Annotated in this window: 18 protein-coding genes, 1 tRNA gene and 1 pseudogene; 5 read left to right on the top strand and 15 right to left on the bottom strand. The window is 72.3% G+C overall.

Annotation, left to right across the window (positions count from 1 at the left end; genetic code table 11):
* Positions 1 to 92: 92 nt before the first annotated feature.
* The gene (locus ACZ7LY_RS09645; protein WP_471623966.1) at positions 93 to 602 is read right to left on the bottom strand and encodes a MarR family winged helix-turn-helix transcriptional regulator; all 510 of its coding nucleotides are present in this window, start codon (positions 600 to 602) and stop codon (positions 93 to 95) included.
* A gap of 189 nt (positions 603 to 791) precedes the next feature.
* On the opposite strand from ACZ7LY_RS09645, the gene ACZ7LY_RS09640 reads away from it, so the two are divergent.
* Entirely contained in the window at positions 792 to 1004 is a 213-nt protein-coding gene (locus tag ACZ7LY_RS09640) for a hypothetical protein (protein WP_471623965.1), read from the top strand.
* Between the two features lie 94 nt (positions 1005 to 1098).
* On the opposite strand, the gene ACZ7LY_RS09635 is transcribed toward ACZ7LY_RS09640, so the two are convergent.
* From ACZ7LY_RS09635 to ACZ7LY_RS09585, 11 genes are all read right to left on the bottom strand, one after another.
* Positions 1099 to 2064, bottom strand: a complete 966-nt coding sequence (locus ACZ7LY_RS09635) for a hypothetical protein (protein WP_471623964.1) — start codon at positions 2062 to 2064, stop codon at positions 1099 to 1101.
* Between the two features lie 71 nt (positions 2065 to 2135).
* Entirely contained in the window at positions 2136 to 3098 is a 963-nt protein-coding gene (locus ACZ7LY_RS09630) for an RNA polymerase sigma factor SigF (RefSeq protein WP_471623963.1), read from the bottom strand.
* 245 nt (positions 3099 to 3343) lie between these two features.
* Complete coding sequence (locus ACZ7LY_RS09625) at positions 3344 to 4162, bottom strand: RNA polymerase sigma factor SigF (protein WP_471623962.1); 819 nt, start codon at positions 4160 to 4162, stop codon at positions 3344 to 3346.
* Between the two features lie 230 nt (positions 4163 to 4392).
* On the bottom strand, positions 4393 to 4686 hold the full coding sequence (locus ACZ7LY_RS09620; protein ID WP_471623961.1) for a Dabb family protein: 294 nt from the start codon (positions 4684 to 4686) through the stop codon (positions 4393 to 4395).
* A gap of 28 nt (positions 4687 to 4714) precedes the next feature.
* On the bottom strand, positions 4715 to 4888 hold the full coding sequence (locus ACZ7LY_RS09615; protein WP_471623960.1) for a hypothetical protein: 174 nt from the start codon (positions 4886 to 4888) through the stop codon (positions 4715 to 4717).
* A 395-nt stretch (positions 4889 to 5283) separates the two neighbouring features.
* Positions 5284 to 5595, bottom strand: a complete 312-nt coding sequence (locus ACZ7LY_RS09610; protein WP_471623959.1) for a hypothetical protein — start codon at positions 5593 to 5595, stop codon at positions 5284 to 5286.
* A complete protein-coding gene (locus ACZ7LY_RS09605) occupies positions 5592 to 5897 on the bottom strand; it encodes a hypothetical protein (RefSeq protein ID WP_471623958.1) in 306 nt (101 codons plus the stop codon). The genes ACZ7LY_RS09610 and ACZ7LY_RS09605 overlap by 4 nt, the downstream gene beginning before the upstream one ends.
* A 272-nt stretch (positions 5898 to 6169) precedes the next feature.
* Positions 6170 to 6254 (bottom strand) — tRNA-Ser (locus ACZ7LY_RS09600).
* A 10-nt stretch (positions 6255 to 6264) separates the two neighbouring features.
* A complete protein-coding gene (tadA, locus tag ACZ7LY_RS09595) occupies positions 6265 to 6723 on the bottom strand; it encodes a tRNA adenosine(34) deaminase TadA (RefSeq protein WP_471624160.1) in 459 nt (152 codons plus the stop codon).
* A 127-nt stretch (positions 6724 to 6850) separates the two neighbouring features.
* A complete protein-coding gene (locus ACZ7LY_RS09590) occupies positions 6851 to 7414 on the bottom strand; it encodes a tRNA adenosine deaminase-associated protein (protein WP_471623957.1) in 564 nt (187 codons plus the stop codon).
* Between the two features lie 232 nt (positions 7415 to 7646).
* Positions 7647 to 7856, bottom strand: coding sequence for a hypothetical protein (locus tag ACZ7LY_RS09585; RefSeq protein ID WP_471623956.1), 210 nt, complete (start codon positions 7854 to 7856; stop codon positions 7647 to 7649).
* Positions 7857 to 7986: 130 nt separating this feature from the next.
* Between ACZ7LY_RS09585 and upp the strand changes: the two genes are divergently transcribed.
* Positions 7987 to 8622 carry a uracil phosphoribosyltransferase gene (gene upp / locus ACZ7LY_RS09580; protein WP_471623955.1) on the top strand — a complete coding sequence of 212 codons (636 nt, stop codon included), beginning with the start codon at positions 7987 to 7989 and terminating at the stop codon, positions 8620 to 8622.
* A 128-nt stretch (positions 8623 to 8750) separates the two neighbouring features.
* On the opposite strand, the gene ACZ7LY_RS09575 is transcribed toward upp, so the two are convergent.
* Positions 8751 to 9401, bottom strand: coding sequence for a LytR C-terminal domain-containing protein (locus tag ACZ7LY_RS09575; protein ID WP_471623954.1), 651 nt, complete (start codon positions 9399 to 9401; stop codon positions 8751 to 8753).
* A gap of 155 nt (positions 9402 to 9556) precedes the next feature.
* The gene (locus ACZ7LY_RS09570) at positions 9557 to 9853 is read right to left on the bottom strand and encodes a type II toxin-antitoxin system VapB family antitoxin (RefSeq protein ID WP_003955420.1); all 297 of its coding nucleotides are present in this window, start codon (positions 9851 to 9853) and stop codon (positions 9557 to 9559) included.
* Between the two features lie 120 nt (positions 9854 to 9973).
* Here ACZ7LY_RS09570 and ACZ7LY_RS09565 point away from each other — a divergent pair, with 120 nt between their 5' ends.
* A complete protein-coding gene (locus ACZ7LY_RS09565; protein ID WP_471623953.1) occupies positions 9974 to 11545 on the top strand; it encodes a helicase HerA-like domain-containing protein in 1572 nt (523 codons plus the stop codon).
* A gap of 803 nt (positions 11546 to 12348) precedes the next feature.
* On the opposite strand, the pseudogene ACZ7LY_RS09560 reads toward ACZ7LY_RS09565, so the two are convergent.
* Positions 12349 to 12417: pseudogene (locus ACZ7LY_RS09560) on the bottom strand (HhH-GPD-type base excision DNA repair protein); the annotation flags it as partial.
* Between the two features lie 120 nt (positions 12418 to 12537).
* On the opposite strand from ACZ7LY_RS09560, the gene ACZ7LY_RS09555 reads away from it, so the two are divergent.
* Complete coding sequence (locus ACZ7LY_RS09555) at positions 12538 to 15240, top strand: GNAT family N-acetyltransferase (protein WP_471623952.1); 2703 nt, start codon at positions 12538 to 12540, stop codon at positions 15238 to 15240.
* A 147-nt stretch (positions 15241 to 15387) separates the two neighbouring features.
* Positions 15388 to 15654: a GlsB/YeaQ/YmgE family stress response membrane protein gene (locus ACZ7LY_RS09550; RefSeq protein WP_471623951.1), complete on the top strand. Its 267-nt coding sequence runs from the start codon at positions 15388 to 15390 to the stop codon at positions 15652 to 15654.
* Positions 15655 to 15711: the final 57 nt, after the last annotated feature.

Raw genomic sequence — 15711 nt, 5'->3', positions numbered from 1 at the left:
GCCGGAGTCGGGGGCGGCGCCTCCGTGCTTGGCATGGCTGCCCCGCACACCGGTCGGTGTGGATGTTGCCATGGGATTCCTTCTCTTACGTCTTACGCGGGTGTACGGGTGGTCTGTGGGGTGATCGCCGAGGAGTCGGCGGGCGACAGCGGCGGGACGCGGGAAGCGGACGTCCGGCAGTCGCCGAAGCTCTGACGCAGCCGGGTCATGAGCGCGATGAGCTGCCCGACCTCCTCGTCCGACCAGTCGCTCAGCCGGTCGGCGAGCAGATCGGTCGTCCTCGTGTTCAGTACCGCGAGCTGCTTCCTGCCCTCGTCGGTGAGGTGCAGGATGCGGGACCGCTTGTCGGCCGGGTCGGGATGGCGTTCGATCCACCCGCGGTCGGCCACGTGCGCGACGTGCCTGCTGGTCACGGACATGTCGACGGCGAGCAGCTCGGCCAGCCGGCTCATCCGCATCTCGCCGTAGCGGTCGAGCAGCGTGAGTACGGCGGCCGAACCGGCCGGACAGTCGTGGGGCAGGATGCGCGCCATGTCCCTCTTCACAGCGCCGATGGCGCTGAGCTGTCGCGCCAGTTCGTCGTAGTGACGCTGCGCGGCCATGGCACCCTCCTGGCCTGGTTTGTTGCTTAGGGCAACCATAGAAGCAGTTGGTTGCCGCAGGCAAACTAAAAGGGACGTTCGACTCTAAAATCACGGCAAAGGCGGGGTGTAAGAGGGTAAAGCCGCAGCTCACGTGGGCCATGGGCAGGCTGTGGCGCCTGTGCCGCCGATTCGCTAGGGTCCTGCCCCATGGCACACAACCCCCAGGGCCCGGGCCCCGAAGGTAACTACGACCCCGCGGGCAGCACCCAGATGTTCCGCGCCTTCGTCGACGACAAGCAGCCGCAGGCGGCCGGCGGCCGGCAGGCCCCCGCGAAGTCCGGCCCCGGCGCGGGTCTGATCATCGGCATCGTGGTCGCCGTCGTGGTGATCGCCGCCGTGGCCTGGCTGGCGCTCAAGTAACTTCTCCCGTACGGGAGTTCGGGGCGGACCCGGGTCTTCACCGACCCCGGTCACGCCCCTTTCCGGCGTTCGCCCGCGCCCGCGAGGGCGAACACTACTTCCACTTCACGGAGACGTCGCGCGTCTCGATGTGCATGCCGAGCGGTACGCGCCAGGACTCGACGCACACCTTCCAGGTCTTCTCCGTCTTCGCCCCGGCCGCGAGCGGCACGGGCAGGTCCTCGGTGGACTCGATGGTCGCCCAGTCGATGCCGAGCGAGCCGATGATGTGCGTGCCGAACGTGACGGTGCCCGAACGCACCGCTGTGCCACCGGAGTTACGGAACTTCAGCGTCACGTCCTCGCACCAGCGCTTGCCGGTGCCCGCGCGCTCGGGGTCGCTGACGAGGAGGTGAGCGGGGGTGGGAGGTGCGGGGGGCCTGCCGCCGCCGCCCGATCCGCCGCCTGATCCGGGCGTCCCGGAGCCCGGGGTGCCGGGGGATGTGCCGCCGCCCGAGCCGCCGCCCGATCCGGGGGTGCCCGGGGTGCCGCCGCCGGAGGTCCCGCCCGTGCCCGAGCCGCCCGCCGAGCCGCCGCCCGAGCCGGGGCTGCCGGTGCCGCCCCCGCCGCCGGTGCCGGAGCCCGCGCCGCCCGCGCCGCCCGCGCCGGTGCCGGTGCCTGTCGAGCCGCCCATGCCCGGGGCGCCGCCCGCCTGGGGGTCCGTGCCGGTGCCGGGGGCGCCCGGGGTGGATGAGCCGCCGCCGGCTGTGCCGTCGCCGCCCGCGTTCTCGCCGGCCCGCGTGCCGTTTGCGCCGGGGGTGCCGTCCGCGCCGGGGGTGCCGGAGCCCGGGGTGCCCGTGCCGGTGCCGTCCAGCGGGACGAGCCGGACCTTCCCGGTGGGGGCGACGCCGCCCGCGGGAGGGCCCGGGGGTGCTCCGGCGGCGCCCACCGCCACGTACGCGTCCGGGGCGTCCCCCGCGTCCAGGGCGACGGCCCCGAGCGCCGCGACACCGATGACTCCCGCGCAGGCGCCGGCCAGGACGAGCCTGCGGCGAGGTCCGCGCACCCAGGTCCACTTCATCGCGCCAGTTTCCCTGACGGTCCGTCAATTCGGAACCCCGCGAAGGGAGATGAACCGGGTGCCCGTGGGCCTCAGTCGGCGATCAGTCCGTCCCGGAGCTGCGCGAGGGTGCGGGTGAGCAGCCGGGAGACGTGCATCTGGGAGATGCCGACCTCCTCGCCGATCTGCGACTGCGTCATGTTGGCGAAGAAGCGGAGCATGATGATCCGCCGCTCGCGGGGCGGGAGTTTGGCGAGCAGCGGCTTGAGGGACTCGCGGTACTCGACGCCTTCGAGCGCGGTGTCCTCGTAGCCGAGGCGGTCCGCGAGGGAGCCCTCGCCGCCGTCGTCCTCGGGGGCGGGGGAGTCGAGGGAGGAGGCGGTGTACGCGTTGCCCACGGCGAGGCCGTCGACGACGTCCTCCTCGGAGACGCCGAGCACAGCCGCCAGCTCCGGCACGGTCGGCGAGCGGTCGAGCTTCTGCGCCAGCTCGTCACTGGCCTTGGTCAGCGCGAGGCGCAGCTCCTGGAGCCGGCGCGGTACCCGTACCGACCAGGACGTGTCACGGAAGAAACGCTTGATCTCGCCGACGACCGTGGGCATGGCGAAGGTCGGGAACTCGACGCCCCGCTCGCAGTCGAACCGGTCGATCGCCTTGATCAGCCCGATCGTGCCGACCTGGACGATGTCCTCCATCGGCTCGTTACGGCTGCGGAAGCGGGCCGCCGCGTACCGCACGAGCGGCAGGTTCAGCTCGATGAGGGTGTCGCGGACGTAGGCCCGCTCCGGGCTGTCCTCGCCGAGCGTGGCGAGCCGCAGGAACAGGGAGCGGGACAGGGTCCGGGTGTCGATGGCTCCCGATGTCTCGGGGACCGTCTCGACGGCCTCGGGCGTCACAACGGTGTCGATGGCCTCCGGCGCCACAACGGTGTCGAGGGCCTCGGGGGCCGGGACGGTGTCGATCAGCGCGGCGGTCACGGACTCGCCGTCGCCGGACGCGACGGATGCGCCGGGCGGGAGCGTGAGCACCTTCGAGCTGCCCTGGTCTGCGGACATGCCACCCCCTTGAGGTCGCGGACGGTCGCGGCGACGCTCCCGTCAGGTAGGAACGCAGCCTCCACCTGAATACCGGACGTGAGGCTGCGCCAAACGCGGTTCCAGCAGAATGTCACATGTCGGCAACGCGCTGTAGTGACATGTCGACATGGATCGGGTGAATCCGCGCTGTTGACAAGGGGTGTGGCCGCGCGCGGGCGCGCACACGGCGGGAAAAGTGCCCGAGGGCGGTCTACCCGTTCCAGCTACGCTTCGATCCTGTTTGCGGATCTGAGTCGCGCGAAGCTGCGGGCGAGGAGCCTTGACACATGCATCTGCGAGACCCCGAGTTCGGCGCTGATCTGCGACTGCGTGAGGTTGTTGTAGTACCGCAGGAGCAGGATGCGCTGTTCCCTCTCGGGCAGCTGGACGAGCAGATGCCGTACGAGGTCGCGGTGTTCGACGCCGTCCAGCTCGGGGTCCTCGTAGCCGAGCCGGTCGAGCAGGCCCGGCATGCCGTCGCCCTCCTGCGCGGCCTCCAGGGAAGTGGCGTGGTACGAGCGCCCGGCCTCGATGCAGGCCAGCACCTCGTCCTCGCCGATGCGCAGCCGCTCGGCGATCTCGGCGGTGGTGGGGGAGCGGCCGTGCGCGGTGGTGAGGTCCTCGGTCGCGCCGTTGACCTGCACCCACAGCTCGTGCAGGCGCCGGGGGACGTGCACGGTCCGTACGTTGTCGCGGAAGTAGCGCTTGATCTCGCCGACGACGGTCGGCATGGCGAACGTCGGGAACTGCACCCCGCGGTCCGGGTCGAAGCGGTCGATGGCGTTGATCAGCCCGATGGTCCCGACCTGGACCACGTCCTCCATCGGCTCGTTGCGGCTGCGGAAGCGGGCCGCCGCGTACCGCACGAGCGGCAGGTTCGCCTCGATCAGCGCCCCGCGCACCCGGGAGTGCTCGGGGCAGCCCGGCGGCAACTCCTTGAGCTGCGCGAACAGGATCTGCGTGAGGGCTCGGGTGTCGGCGCCGCGGGTGGACCGCGCGGGCGGCGCTTGAGGTGCAGTACTGGCCGGCACGGTCAACGCCACCTCTGTTTCCGTCAACTCATCGGTCAAAAGCGGTCATAGCATCACAAGACATGTGCACTGTGTGCAAGCACCCCATAACTCCGTGTTGACGGGCAGATTGTCCTTAAACCCCAGATCCGGTACGCGAAAAGGCCCCCGCGTCACAGGGACGGGGGGCCCGGCGGCCGGGCGGGGGCCCGGCGGGGTGTGCGGCGCTGAGGCGACGCGGTGGCGGCGTCGCAGCGGCGGGGCTAGAACTCGTAGTCGGCGATCACCCAGGTGGCGAACTCGCGCCACAGGGCGACGCCCGCCTGGTGCGCGGGGTGCTCCAGGTAGCGCTTGAGGGCGTCGGTGTCCTCGACCGCGGAGTTGATGGCGAAGTCGTAGGCGATGTCGCGGTCGGTGATGTTCCAGGCGCACTCCCAGAACGTCAGCTCGGGGATCTGCGAGCCCAGCGCGCGGAACGCGGCGACGCCCTCGGCGACGCGCGGCTCGTCGCGGCTGACGCCGTCGTTGAGCTTGAACAGGACCAGATGGCGGATCACGGCGGGGCTCTCCTGGGGGCTCGGGGTGCTACTTGCCGCCGTTGGCTACCCAGGTCATGAAGTCGCCTATGGAGCGGGCGGCGGCCGAAACGCCCTCGAACCCTATCTGGACGTACCCGGCGGCCTTGGCGGGGTCGGTGATCACCACGTAGAGCACGAAGACGACCGCCACATACAGAGCAATCTTTTTCGTCTGCACCACGTCCCGGCCTCCCCGTCGCCCGCTGTCGCCCCCGGCTGTCGCCCGTGGGGCCCCTGTTGCCGGGCGCGAGTCTATCCCGCGTGGCCGGTTCCGCTCCTTTTCAGGACCAACGGCCCGCGCGGACAGGCCGTTTGCCGGGTCGCGGGCGGGTTCCGGTGGCGCAGGATAGGTGATGAGCCCGGAGGGTCTGGCAGGAATCCGAAGGGCAGGGACGCGGCCCCGACTGCGGGGTCCACGGCGCGGCTTCCCCCCGAAGCGGCGTGGACTTACGGGTGGCGCGTCCTCGTCGGGGGGAGCGGCTTGTCCCCCCGATGCCGCTCCCCCCGCCCAAACAAAGAAAAAACCCCGGCGCCCCGGTCAGGCCCGGGGCCTTTTCGCGTGGTTTTGGCGTCAGTTCACTGCCAGAAGATCTCTTCCACGACGATCTGCGGATCCTCGACGCGGCCCACGAAGGTGAACCGGAACCAGCCTCTTCCTCGGTCGAAGTAGAGAATGTGAGGGCCTCGCGGACGGCTGGAGCGGGCTGGCTCAAGGTAGTAGCCGTCCGGTAACTCGCCCAGGGGGACGTAGGGATTCCTGGCGGTGATGAGTTCCGCCATGCCGTCCCTGATCTGCTTCCGCACCTCGGCAGGGAGACCGTCACGGTAGATACGTGCGGCTTCCACCCAGTCTGCTTGCCAGGGAGGCCCCATGAAGCCGTCGGTCACCGGCCGGGTTCCGTCTGGCGGGCCGCGCGGCGGAGGTGTCCGGCTTCCTCAAGGAGGGCTTTGGCCCGGGCGGAGTCGCTTGCCTCGCCTGCCTCGTCCTCCAGACGGTGCACCTTCTGCTCGAGGAGCGGGTCGCGGGCGATGGCGTACTCGCCCCACCAGCGGGCCATGAACGCGGGAACCGGCGCGATGTCGTACGCATCGGCGATGTCCCGCTTCCAGTGGGCATCGAAATCGGCAAGGAGCTGCGGGGCGTGCTGGGCGATGGCTTCGCGCAGGGCCCTTGGAGTCCTCTCGGGCATGGGGGGGACCCCTGGTCCACCCAGAGCGGCAGTCGTCATAGGTGCCCTCCTTGGTACGACCTCAAGGCCCGCTCCCTGCGGTGCTCCTCACGAAGCGTATCGCCGCACAGGCCGCACAAGAGCGGATACACCACATGAGTGCCCTGTACAAGGCACAGCGCTCGGCCGCGCCGGACTGCTGGATGAGTTGGAACAGCAGACCGACCCTGCCATGGGCGCACGCAAAACGCCCCTCCGATCTGCGTTTCCGCAGTCCAGAGGGGCGTTGTCAGCGGTAGCGGAGGGATTTGAACCCTCGGTGAGTTTCCCCACACTCGCTTTCGAGGCGAGCTCCTTCGGCCGCTCGGACACGCTACCGAGAGGAACTCTAGCCCATGGGGGGCCGTGGGTTGAAATCGTGGTCGCGGAAGAAGCGGACCAGGGGCGCGGCGCACTCGGCGGCGAGGACACCGGCGATGACCTCGGGGCGGTGGTTGAGGCGGCGGTCGCGGAGCACGTCCCACAGGGAGCCGGCGGCGCCGGCCTTCTCGTCGCGGGCGCCGTAGACGACGCGGTCGACGCGGGACTGGACGAGGGCGCCCGCGCACATCGTGCAGGGCTCCAGGGTGACGACGAGCGTGCACCCGGTCAGCCGCCACTCACCGACGGCCGCCGCCGCCCGCCGCACGGCCAGCACCTCGGCGTGGGCGGTGGGGTCGCCGGTCAGTTCACGTTCGTTGTGCGCGGTGGCGAGGACGGTGACGCCGTCGGGCGCGAGCACGACGGCGCCGACCGGCACGTCACCGGCCGCCGCGGCGAGCCCCGCTTCGGCGAGGGCCTGCCGCATGGACGGCTTCCAGGGATCGCGTACGGGGTCGGGGGCGGGGTCGGATGCGGGGTCGGGGGCGGGCACGGGGTGTCCGGGGCGGGGGGTGGTCACGGCCTGGAATCTAGCGCGGGCCGCGCGCGCGGGCTCAGCGCACGGTCTCCAGTACCTCCGCGGCGCCCAGCACGTCGGCGATCTCGTTCACCGCGTCGCCGGCGTGGAGGGCGAGGAGTTCCTTCTCGGGGACGCCGAGGTCGGCGAGGACCTCGCGGTCGCCGAGCGGGCCCGCGGGGACGGCTTCGGCGCCGGCGCCCTCGTCCCCGCCGCCGTCCTCGTCCGCGTCCGCGTCGTCCTCGTCCGGCTCACCGTCCTCGGTGCCGTCCAGGTCCAGGGCCTCCAACTCGTCGTCGGTCTGCGGGTCCTTGCCGAGCAGTTCGTCGGTCAGGAGGATCTCGCCGTAGCTGCTGCGGGCGGCGGCCGCCGCGTCCGACACGTAGATACGGGGGTCCTCCTCGCCGTCCACGCGGACGACGCCGAACCACGCGTCCTCCTGTTCGATGAGAACGAGGACCGTGTCGTCCTCGGCGCCGGCCTCGGCCGCCGCTTCGCGGGCCAGGTCGGACAGGTCCGACAGGGTCTCCACGTCGTCGAGCTCCGTGTCGCTCGCTTCCCACCCGTCTTCGGTGCGCGCGAGCAGTGCGGCGAAGTACACCGTGACTCTCCCACTGGTCTCAGGTGTTCCGGTCGGGGGTCCCCCCGGCGGGGTCGTTGGAGGCGGGGAGTCCGAATCGACCTCCGCCCACTCGGAATCGTGGCAGAAAGAACGGCTTCAAGAGAGGTCTTCCGCACGCTGTGTTGGGCGCGGGGCCGCCGGATCGTTGGGAGCACGGGGCCGTGGTGTGAGGCGCGTCACCCGAAGGGACCGGCGGGTCGCGGCCTCGCGGTCACCAGCGGAAGGTGCGCATACGCATCTGCTGGCGCATCCGGGCGGCTCGCGCGCGGCGCGGCTGGACGCGGGCGCGCAGCTCGCGGGCCTCCGTCAGCTCGCGCAGGAACAGGGCCCTGCGGCGCCTGCGTTCGGCGTCGGTCTCCGGCTCGCACCCGGTGTCGTCGGACTCCGGTTCGGGCCGTTCTCGGCGCTTGCGGTCCGGCATGGCCACTTCACCACCCCACGTACCTCGGCCGCCACGTTCCTTCCACTTTCCCCCCGACCAGGGCTTTGATGCCAGTGCGGGCGGCGCCGGGCGGCGCCGGGCGGGGTGCGGCCCGGTTACTGTGGAGGACATGCGGATTCACGTCGTCGACCACCCGCTGGTGGCGCACAAACTCACCACGCTGCGCGACCGGCGCACGGACTCCCCGACCTTCCGGCGGCTCGCCGACGAACTGGTCACCCTGCTCGCCTACGAGGCGACCCGGGACGTGCGGACCGAGCAGGTCGACCTCGACACCCCCGTGGCGCGTACGACGGGCGTCAAGCTCTCCTACCCGCGCCCGCTCGTGGTGCCGATCCTGCGCGCGGGCCTCGGGATGCTCGACGGCATGGTCCGCCTGCTGCCCACCGCCGAGGTCGGCTTCCTCGGCATGGTGCGCAACGAGGAGACCCTGGAGGCGTCGACGTACGCCACGCGCATGCCCGACGACCTGTCCGGGCGCCAGGTGTACGTCCTCGACCCGATGCTGGCGACGGGCGGCACGCTGGTCGCGGCGATCAAGGAGCTGATCCGGCGCGGCGCCGACGACGTGACGGCCGTGGTGCTGCTGGCCGCGCCCGAGGGCGTCGAGGTCATGGAGCGGGAGCTGGCGGGCACGCCGGTGACCGTGGTGACGGCCTCGGTGGACGAGCGCCTGAACGAGAGCGGCTACATCGTCCCCGGCCTCGGCGACGCGGGCGACCGCATGTACGGCGCGGCGGAGTAACGCCCCCCCCCCGCACCGCGAAAGCCGCGGTCGCCAGGCGCTCGGACTCCGAGCGGCCGGCGACCGCGGCTTTTTCCGTCTCCGGTTCCGGAAGGGCCCCCGGGGCGGGGGCTCAGCAGGCAGGCGGCTCAGCAGGAGGCCGCGGAGGCGCTCGCCTTCGGGCTCGGCGCGGTGAGCGCGGTCAGCGCCTTCGTCGCGGTGGTCTTCGGGGCGAGGCCCTTGAACCCCTTGCCGATGATCAGGTCCACCTCGGCCGGCTTGGCGCGCGAGTCGGTCTTCAGCTCGGCGCCCGACAGCTGCGTACCGAGGACCGGGAGGGCCGCGTCGGATGCGCCCTTCGCGCCGAGCAGGACGCCGACGCCCTTGACCTTCTTGTCGTACGCCTTCGTCGCGTTGCCCACTTCGCCGATGGTGAAGCCGCGCTTCTTCAGCTCGTCGGCGGTCTTCTTGGCGAGTCCGCCGCGGGGCGTCGCGTTCAGCACGTTGACCTTGATCTGGCCCGGGCGGGGCAGCGCCGCCGCGTGGGCGGCGCCGGACGCGGACGGGCTGGGCTTCCTCGCGCAGTGCGCCGCGCCCGCCCCGGCTGCCGTGGCCTTGCCACCGCCGGTGAAGACGTCGACGAGCTGGAGCGACCCCCAGCCGATCAGGCCGATCGCGGCGACGGACGCCACGACGGCGAGCACGATCCTGCTGCGCGAGCGTCCGCGCCGCATACGGGGATACCGGTCCCCCGTGATGCGGTACTTGCCGCCCATGCCGGGGGGAGTGAGCATGCTCATGAGCGCAGCGTAGTGCCGTGTGACGGCGATGCCTATTAAATGATCACGCCGGAGGGCCCGGTCCAACCCGAAAGGGTCAATACGGGCGCCGGGCGGCGGTCCCCGGGGCGGGGCCTGGCGAGTCCGGGGGCGGCCTGGGGGCGGTCCGGGGGTGGTCAGCCCAGTTCGAGGACGCGGGCGTGCAGGACCTGGCGCTGCTGGAGCGCGGCGCGCACGGCGCGGTGCAGCCCGTCCTCCAGATACAGATCGCCCTGCCACTTCACGACATGCGCGAAGAGGTCCCCGTAGAACGTGGAGTCCTCGGCGAGGAGGGTCTCCAGGTCGAGCTGGCCCTTGGTCGTCACGAGCTGATCGAGGCGGACCGGGCGCGGCGCGACGTCCGCCCACTGCCGGGTGCTTTCCCGGCCGTGGTCGGGGTACGGCCGGCCGTTTCCGATGCGCTTGAAGATCACACGGAAAGCCTACCGGGCCCGGCTCTCCGGGCGCAGCCATGGAGAGCGAGTGCGACGCTGGGAAATACCGCCCTGAAGTGGGGCGAAGACGACCGTTCAAGCCGGCGACAGGGGCCTGACATGGGTGACAGCGAGCCGATCGCGGGCGGAGCGGAGAGTGCGGACGCCCCGTCCGGGGTAGCGGAGGGCGCCGGGTTGACGCCGGGGTCCGCGCCGCCGCCGGAGATCGCCGCCGGGTACGCCTTCAGCGGTCCGGCGCTGGAGCTGGGCGCGCTGCTGTGGGAGGGGCGGCCGCACCCCGAGGCGCAGGTCCGCATCCCGCTGCCGATGCTCACCCGGCACGGGCTCGTCGCCGGGGCGACCGGCACCGGCAAGACGAAGACGCTGCAACTCGTCGCGGAGCAGTTGTCGGCGCAGGGCGTCCCGGTGTTCCTCGCGGACGTCAAGGGCGACCTGTCCGGGGTCAGCGCGCCCGGCAAGGACGGCGCGCGGGTGCGGGAGCGGGCCGGGCAGGTCGGCCAGGAGTGGACGGCGACCGGCTTTCCCTGCGAGTTCTACGCGCTCGGCGGCATCGGCACGGGCGTACCGCTGCGGGCGACGATCACGCAGTTCGGGCCGGTGCTGCTGGCGAAGGTGCTGCGGCTGAACCAGACGCAGGAGCAGTCCCTCGGCCTGATCTTCCACTACGCGGACCAGAAGGGCCTTGAGCTGTACGACCTGAAGGACCTGCGGGCCGTCGTCACCTTCCTCACCTCCGACGAGGGCAAGCCCGAACTCAAGGCGATCGGCGGGCTGTCCACGGCGACGGCCGGGGTCATCCTGCGGGCGCTGACGACGTTCGAGGCGCAGGGCATGAGCGACTTCTTCGGGGAGCCGGAGTTCGACACGAGCGAGCTGTTGCGTACGGCCGGCGACGGGCGGGGCGTGGTCTCCGTGCTGGAGCTGCCCGCCGTGCAGGACAAACCGCAGTTGTTCTCCACGTTCCTGATGTGGCTGCTGGCCGACCTCTTCCAGCGGCTGCCGGAGGTGGGGGACGTGGAGAAGCCGAAGCTGGTCTTCTTCTTCGACGAGGCGCACCTGCTGTTCAACGGGGCGTCCAAGGCGTTCCTGGAATCCATCACGCAGACCGTGCGGCTCATCCGGTCCAAGGGCGTCGGCGTCTTCTTCGTGACGCAGACGCCGAAGGACGTGCCGGCCGATGTGCTCGGGCAGCTCGGGAACCGGGTGCAGCACGCGTTGCGGGCGTTCACGCCGGACGACCAGAAGGCGCTGAAGGCGACGGTGAGGACGTTTCCGGACTCGGCGTACGACCTGGAGGAGGTGCTGACCTCGCTCGGGACCGGGGAGGCGGTCGTCACCGTGCTGAGCGAGTCGGGCGCGCCGACGCCGGTCGCGGTGACGCGGTTGCGGGCGCCGGAGTCGTTGATGGGGCCGGTGGCGGGGGAGGCGCTGGGGGCGGCGGTGCGGGGGTCGGAGTTGTACGGGCGGTACGCGGAGGGGGTGGACCGGAAGTCGGCGTACGAGAAGTTGTCCGCGCGGGTGGCTGAGGTGCCGGCGGCTGGGCCCGCGCGGGATGTGTCCGTGGTCGACCAGGTGGTTGGGAGCGGCATCTTCAAGTCGCTGGCGCGGTCGGTGGGGACGCAGCTCGGGCGCGAGATCACGCGGTCGATCTTCGGCACGCGGCGACGCTGAGCCGGCGCTCGCGCTCGGCAGCGGGCGGTACGGGTGATCGCCGGCGGCACCTTTAGCGGGGCTGCCCCTTGATCGTGGTCGTTCACCTGCGGGCCGGTGGGTGGCTGGTCGCGCAGTTCCCCGCGCCCCTGGGTGGGTGGGCCTGCCCGTGGTTCGTCGTCTACCGGCCGGTGGTTCGTCTCGCGCAGTTCCCCGCGCCCCTGAAGGGGCGCTGCCCCTGGGGGTGGTTGTTCGTCTTTCGGCGGGTGGGTGGCTGGCCGCGCAGTTCCCCGCGCCCCTGGGTGGGTGGGGCTGCCTGTGGTTTCGTCGTCTATCGGCCGGTGGGGCTTCTCGCGCAGTTCCCCGCGCCCCTGGAGGGGCGACTTCGTCGCCACCTCCTCCCCTGGGGAGCAGGGGCGAGGCCCCGCTCCCTCAGGGGCGCGGGGAACTGCGCGAGAACCACGACGAAAGCTGCGGATTCCCACCGGGCGGTGCCACCCACCTGCGTAGGGGCGCGGGGAACTGCGCGAGCGACCACGACGAGAGTCGGGGATTCCCACCGGCCGGTACCACCCACCTGCCTAGGGGCGCGGGGAACTGCGCGACTAGCCACGGCGAGAGCTGCGGATTCCCACCGGCCGGGGCCACCCACTCACCTCAGGGGCGCGGGGAACCGCGTGCGTGGGCGTGAGGGAGTCTGACCAGGGGCGTCGGAAGTGCGGGGCGTTTTCGGGTTGCGGCACACGCCGACTACCGTCCCCCCGCCTTCAGCTCCCGCTTACGCGCCCGCACCGCCGCCGGCGACCCCGGCCCGGTGATGTCCGCGCGAGGGGGCTGCGGCCGAGGAGTTCGTCGGCCGCGGGGTCCTGGGCGATGTGAAGGGTGACGTCCATGGATCCTCCACGGCAGGTACGTACGCACGTACGTCGATCATCGCGCGGGACGGCTCCCCGCGCCCGGGGGACGAATTAGTTAGGTTAGGCTGCCCTAAAAAGCGACCGTTGGGGGAGTGCGTGGAGTTCGAGGTCTTCCGGGACGCGTGGGGCGTACCGCATCTGCGCGCGGCCGACGCGCTGAGCCTCGCGTACGCGCAGGGCAGGGTCACCGCCGCCGACCGCGCCTGGCAGATCGAGGTCGAACGGCACCGCCTCCTCGGCACGAGCGCCGCGCTGCTCGGTGCCGGGCCCGAGACGAGCGCCTGGGACGCCTTCGCCCGCCGCGCGCGTCTCGCCGACACCGCCCGCCGCTGCCACGACGCCCTCGACGAGGAGACCCGCGCCTGGGTCGCCGGGTACGCCGCCGGGGTCGAGGACGGGCTCACCCGAACCCGAACCCGAGCCGGAGCCGAAGTCGCAGCCCCCGCCCCCGAGTTCGCGGCGGCCGGGGCGGAGCCCGGGGGGTGGGAGCCGTGGACGCCGCTCGGGCTGTGGCTGTCGACGCATGTCCTGTTCGCCGGGTTCCCCGCCAAGATGTGGCGCGACGAGGTCGTCCGGCGGCTCGGCGCCGACGCCGTGGAACTCTTCGCCACCGACGGCCCCGGCACCACCGGAAGCAACGGCTGGCTCCTCGCGCCCGCCCGCACCGAGAACGGCGGCGCGCTCCTCGCGGGCGACCCGCACCGCTTCATCGAGGCCCCCGGCGTCTACCAGCAAATACGGCTCGCCTGCCCGGAGTTCGACGTGCTCGGGCTCGCCGTCCCCGGCGTCCCCGGCATCGGGCACTTCGGCCACACCGGCGGCGTCGCCTGGGCCGTCACCAACTCGATGGCCGACTACCAGGACCTCTACCGCGAGCGGCTGCGGCGCACCCCGGACGGCGGCGTCGAGGCGTACGGTCCTGGCGGCTGGGAGCGCGCCGATGCGTACGACGACGACGGCGTCGAGGTCGTCGAGACCGCGCGCGGCGTCCTCGTCACCGGCAGCCCCGACGAGGGCACCGGCATCACGCTGCGCCATCCCGCCCGCGTCCACCGCGACCTGGGCTTCTCCGCACTGCCCGCGCTGCTGCGGGCCCGTACCGTCGCGGACGTGGACCGGGCGCTCGACGCCTGGGCGGAGCCGGTGAACGTGGTGCTCGCCGCCGACACCGAGGGCGGCCTGCTGCACCGCGTCGCCGGTACCGTCCCCGTGCGCGACCCGGCCAACTCCCTGCGCGTGGTGCCCGCGTGGGAGGAGCGGTACGCCTGGCGCGGCGTCCACGACCCGCTGCCCCGCGCCGGGATCGACCCGGCGACCGGCGTCGCCGTCATGGCCAACGAGCGTTCCCTCGCCGCGCCCCTGGGCACCGAGTTCGCGCCGCCGCACCGCGCCCGCCGCATCGCCGCCCTGCTCGCCGAACGCCCGACCTGGTCCGCGCCGGACATGGCGGCCGTCCACATGGACACCGAACTCGCCTCCGCCGTCCCGCTGCTGGACCTCGTACGGCAGGTGGACGGGCTCGGCGCGGACGCCGCCGCGCTCCGCGACGAACTCCTCGCCTGGGACCGGCGGATGGACGCGGACAGCGCCCCGGCCGCCGCGTACGCGCGCGTGCGGTCCGCCGTCGTACGCGAGATCGCCGCCCACCCCTCGCTCGCGCCCCTCGCCGAGCTGATGCCCGCCTACCCGGCCGTCTTCCGGCCCTGGCTCGCGCTCGTCCCGCGCGTCGCGTACGGCCTGGAGAATCTGCTGACGCGCGATCACATCCCGTACGGGGAACGGCTGTCCGCCGTACGCACGGCACTGGAGGAGGTCGCCCGCACCGAGGGCGCCGGGCGCACCTGGGGCGAGCTGCACCGGCTCGCGCCCTGGCAGGCGCTGCCCGACCCCGGCGCCGCGTGGCCCGGCCTCGCGGGCGACCACGACTGCGTGCTGTCCACGTCCAGCGTGCCCGGCCTCACCGACCACAGCGCGCGCGGGCCCGCCGCCCGGTACGTGTGGGACCTCGCCCGGCGCGACGACAGCCGCTGGATCGTGCCGCTCGGCGCGTCCGGGATCCCCGGCAGCCCGCACCACCGCGACCAGCTCCCGCTGTGGCTCGCCGGTGACCTCGCCCCCGTCACCACCGACTTCGCCCGCCTGACCCGGACCGAGGAGCACACGATGACCGAGCCCGCGATGACCGAGCCCGCGATGACCGAGCATGCGATCGCCGAGGACACGCACGCCGTACGGGAGTTCGCGCACCACGTCGAAGGGCACGGTACGTTCCGGCTCGCGCCGCTCGACGTGGACGGGCCCGAGATCGACACCTTGCACGCCTGGGTGAGCGAGGACCGCGCCCGGTTCTGGGGCATGACGGGCCTGTCCCGCGAGGACGTGCGCGGGATCTACGCCCACATGGCCGGGCTCGACACCCACCACGCCCACCTCGTCCGCCTCGACGGCACCCCGGTCGCCCTCTTCCAGACGTACGAGCCCGAGGCCGACCGCGTCAGCGAGTGCTACGCCGTGCGCGACGGCGACATCGGCGTGCACCTGCTCGTCGCCCCGCCAGGCCCGGACGGCACCCGGCCCGGGTTCACCCCGGCGCTGGTCGGGGCGCTCGTCGCGTACGTCCTCGACGGGCTCGGGCGGCGCCGGATCGTCGTCGAACCGGACGCCCGCAACGAGCGCGCCCTCGCCCTGTTCACCCGCTGCGGCTTCGAGGCCGCGGCCGAGATCGTGCTCCCTGAGGTGGACCTGCCCGAGGTGCGCCTGCCGCCGAAGCGGGCCCGGCTCGCCTTCTACACGCGCTGACGGAGGCCCCGCGCGTTGCGCCGAGTGGACCAGTCGGATGGCCCGGGACCTTGGTCCCGTGTGGAGTGCTTCCGAACGGATATGCGTAGGGCCGTACGGCACACCGCCTGAACACCGACAGCACACCGAGAGAAAAGGACGCACACCGTGGGCATCATCGCCTGGATCCTCATCGGCCTCATCGCCGGCGCCATCGCCAAGGCGCTCACCCCCGGGAAGGACCCCGGCGGCTGCCTGGTCACGATGATCATCGGCATCATCGGCGGTCTGCTCGGCGGCTGGCTGGGCAAGGTCATCTTCGGCGTGCACTCCATCAACGGGTTCTTCCACCTGTCGACATGGATCGCCGCGATCATCGGCTCGGTGATCGTGCTGTTCATCTACCGCCTCGTCACCGGCCAGCGCTCCCGGTAGAGCCCAGGTTTCTTCCGGTACGTGCCCTGCCGCGCCGCCCGACCTCCGGGCAGGCGC

Source organism: Streptomyces sp. NPDC107550 (assembly GCF_055639095.1).
This window is presented reverse-complemented; position numbering and strand designations above follow the sequence as displayed.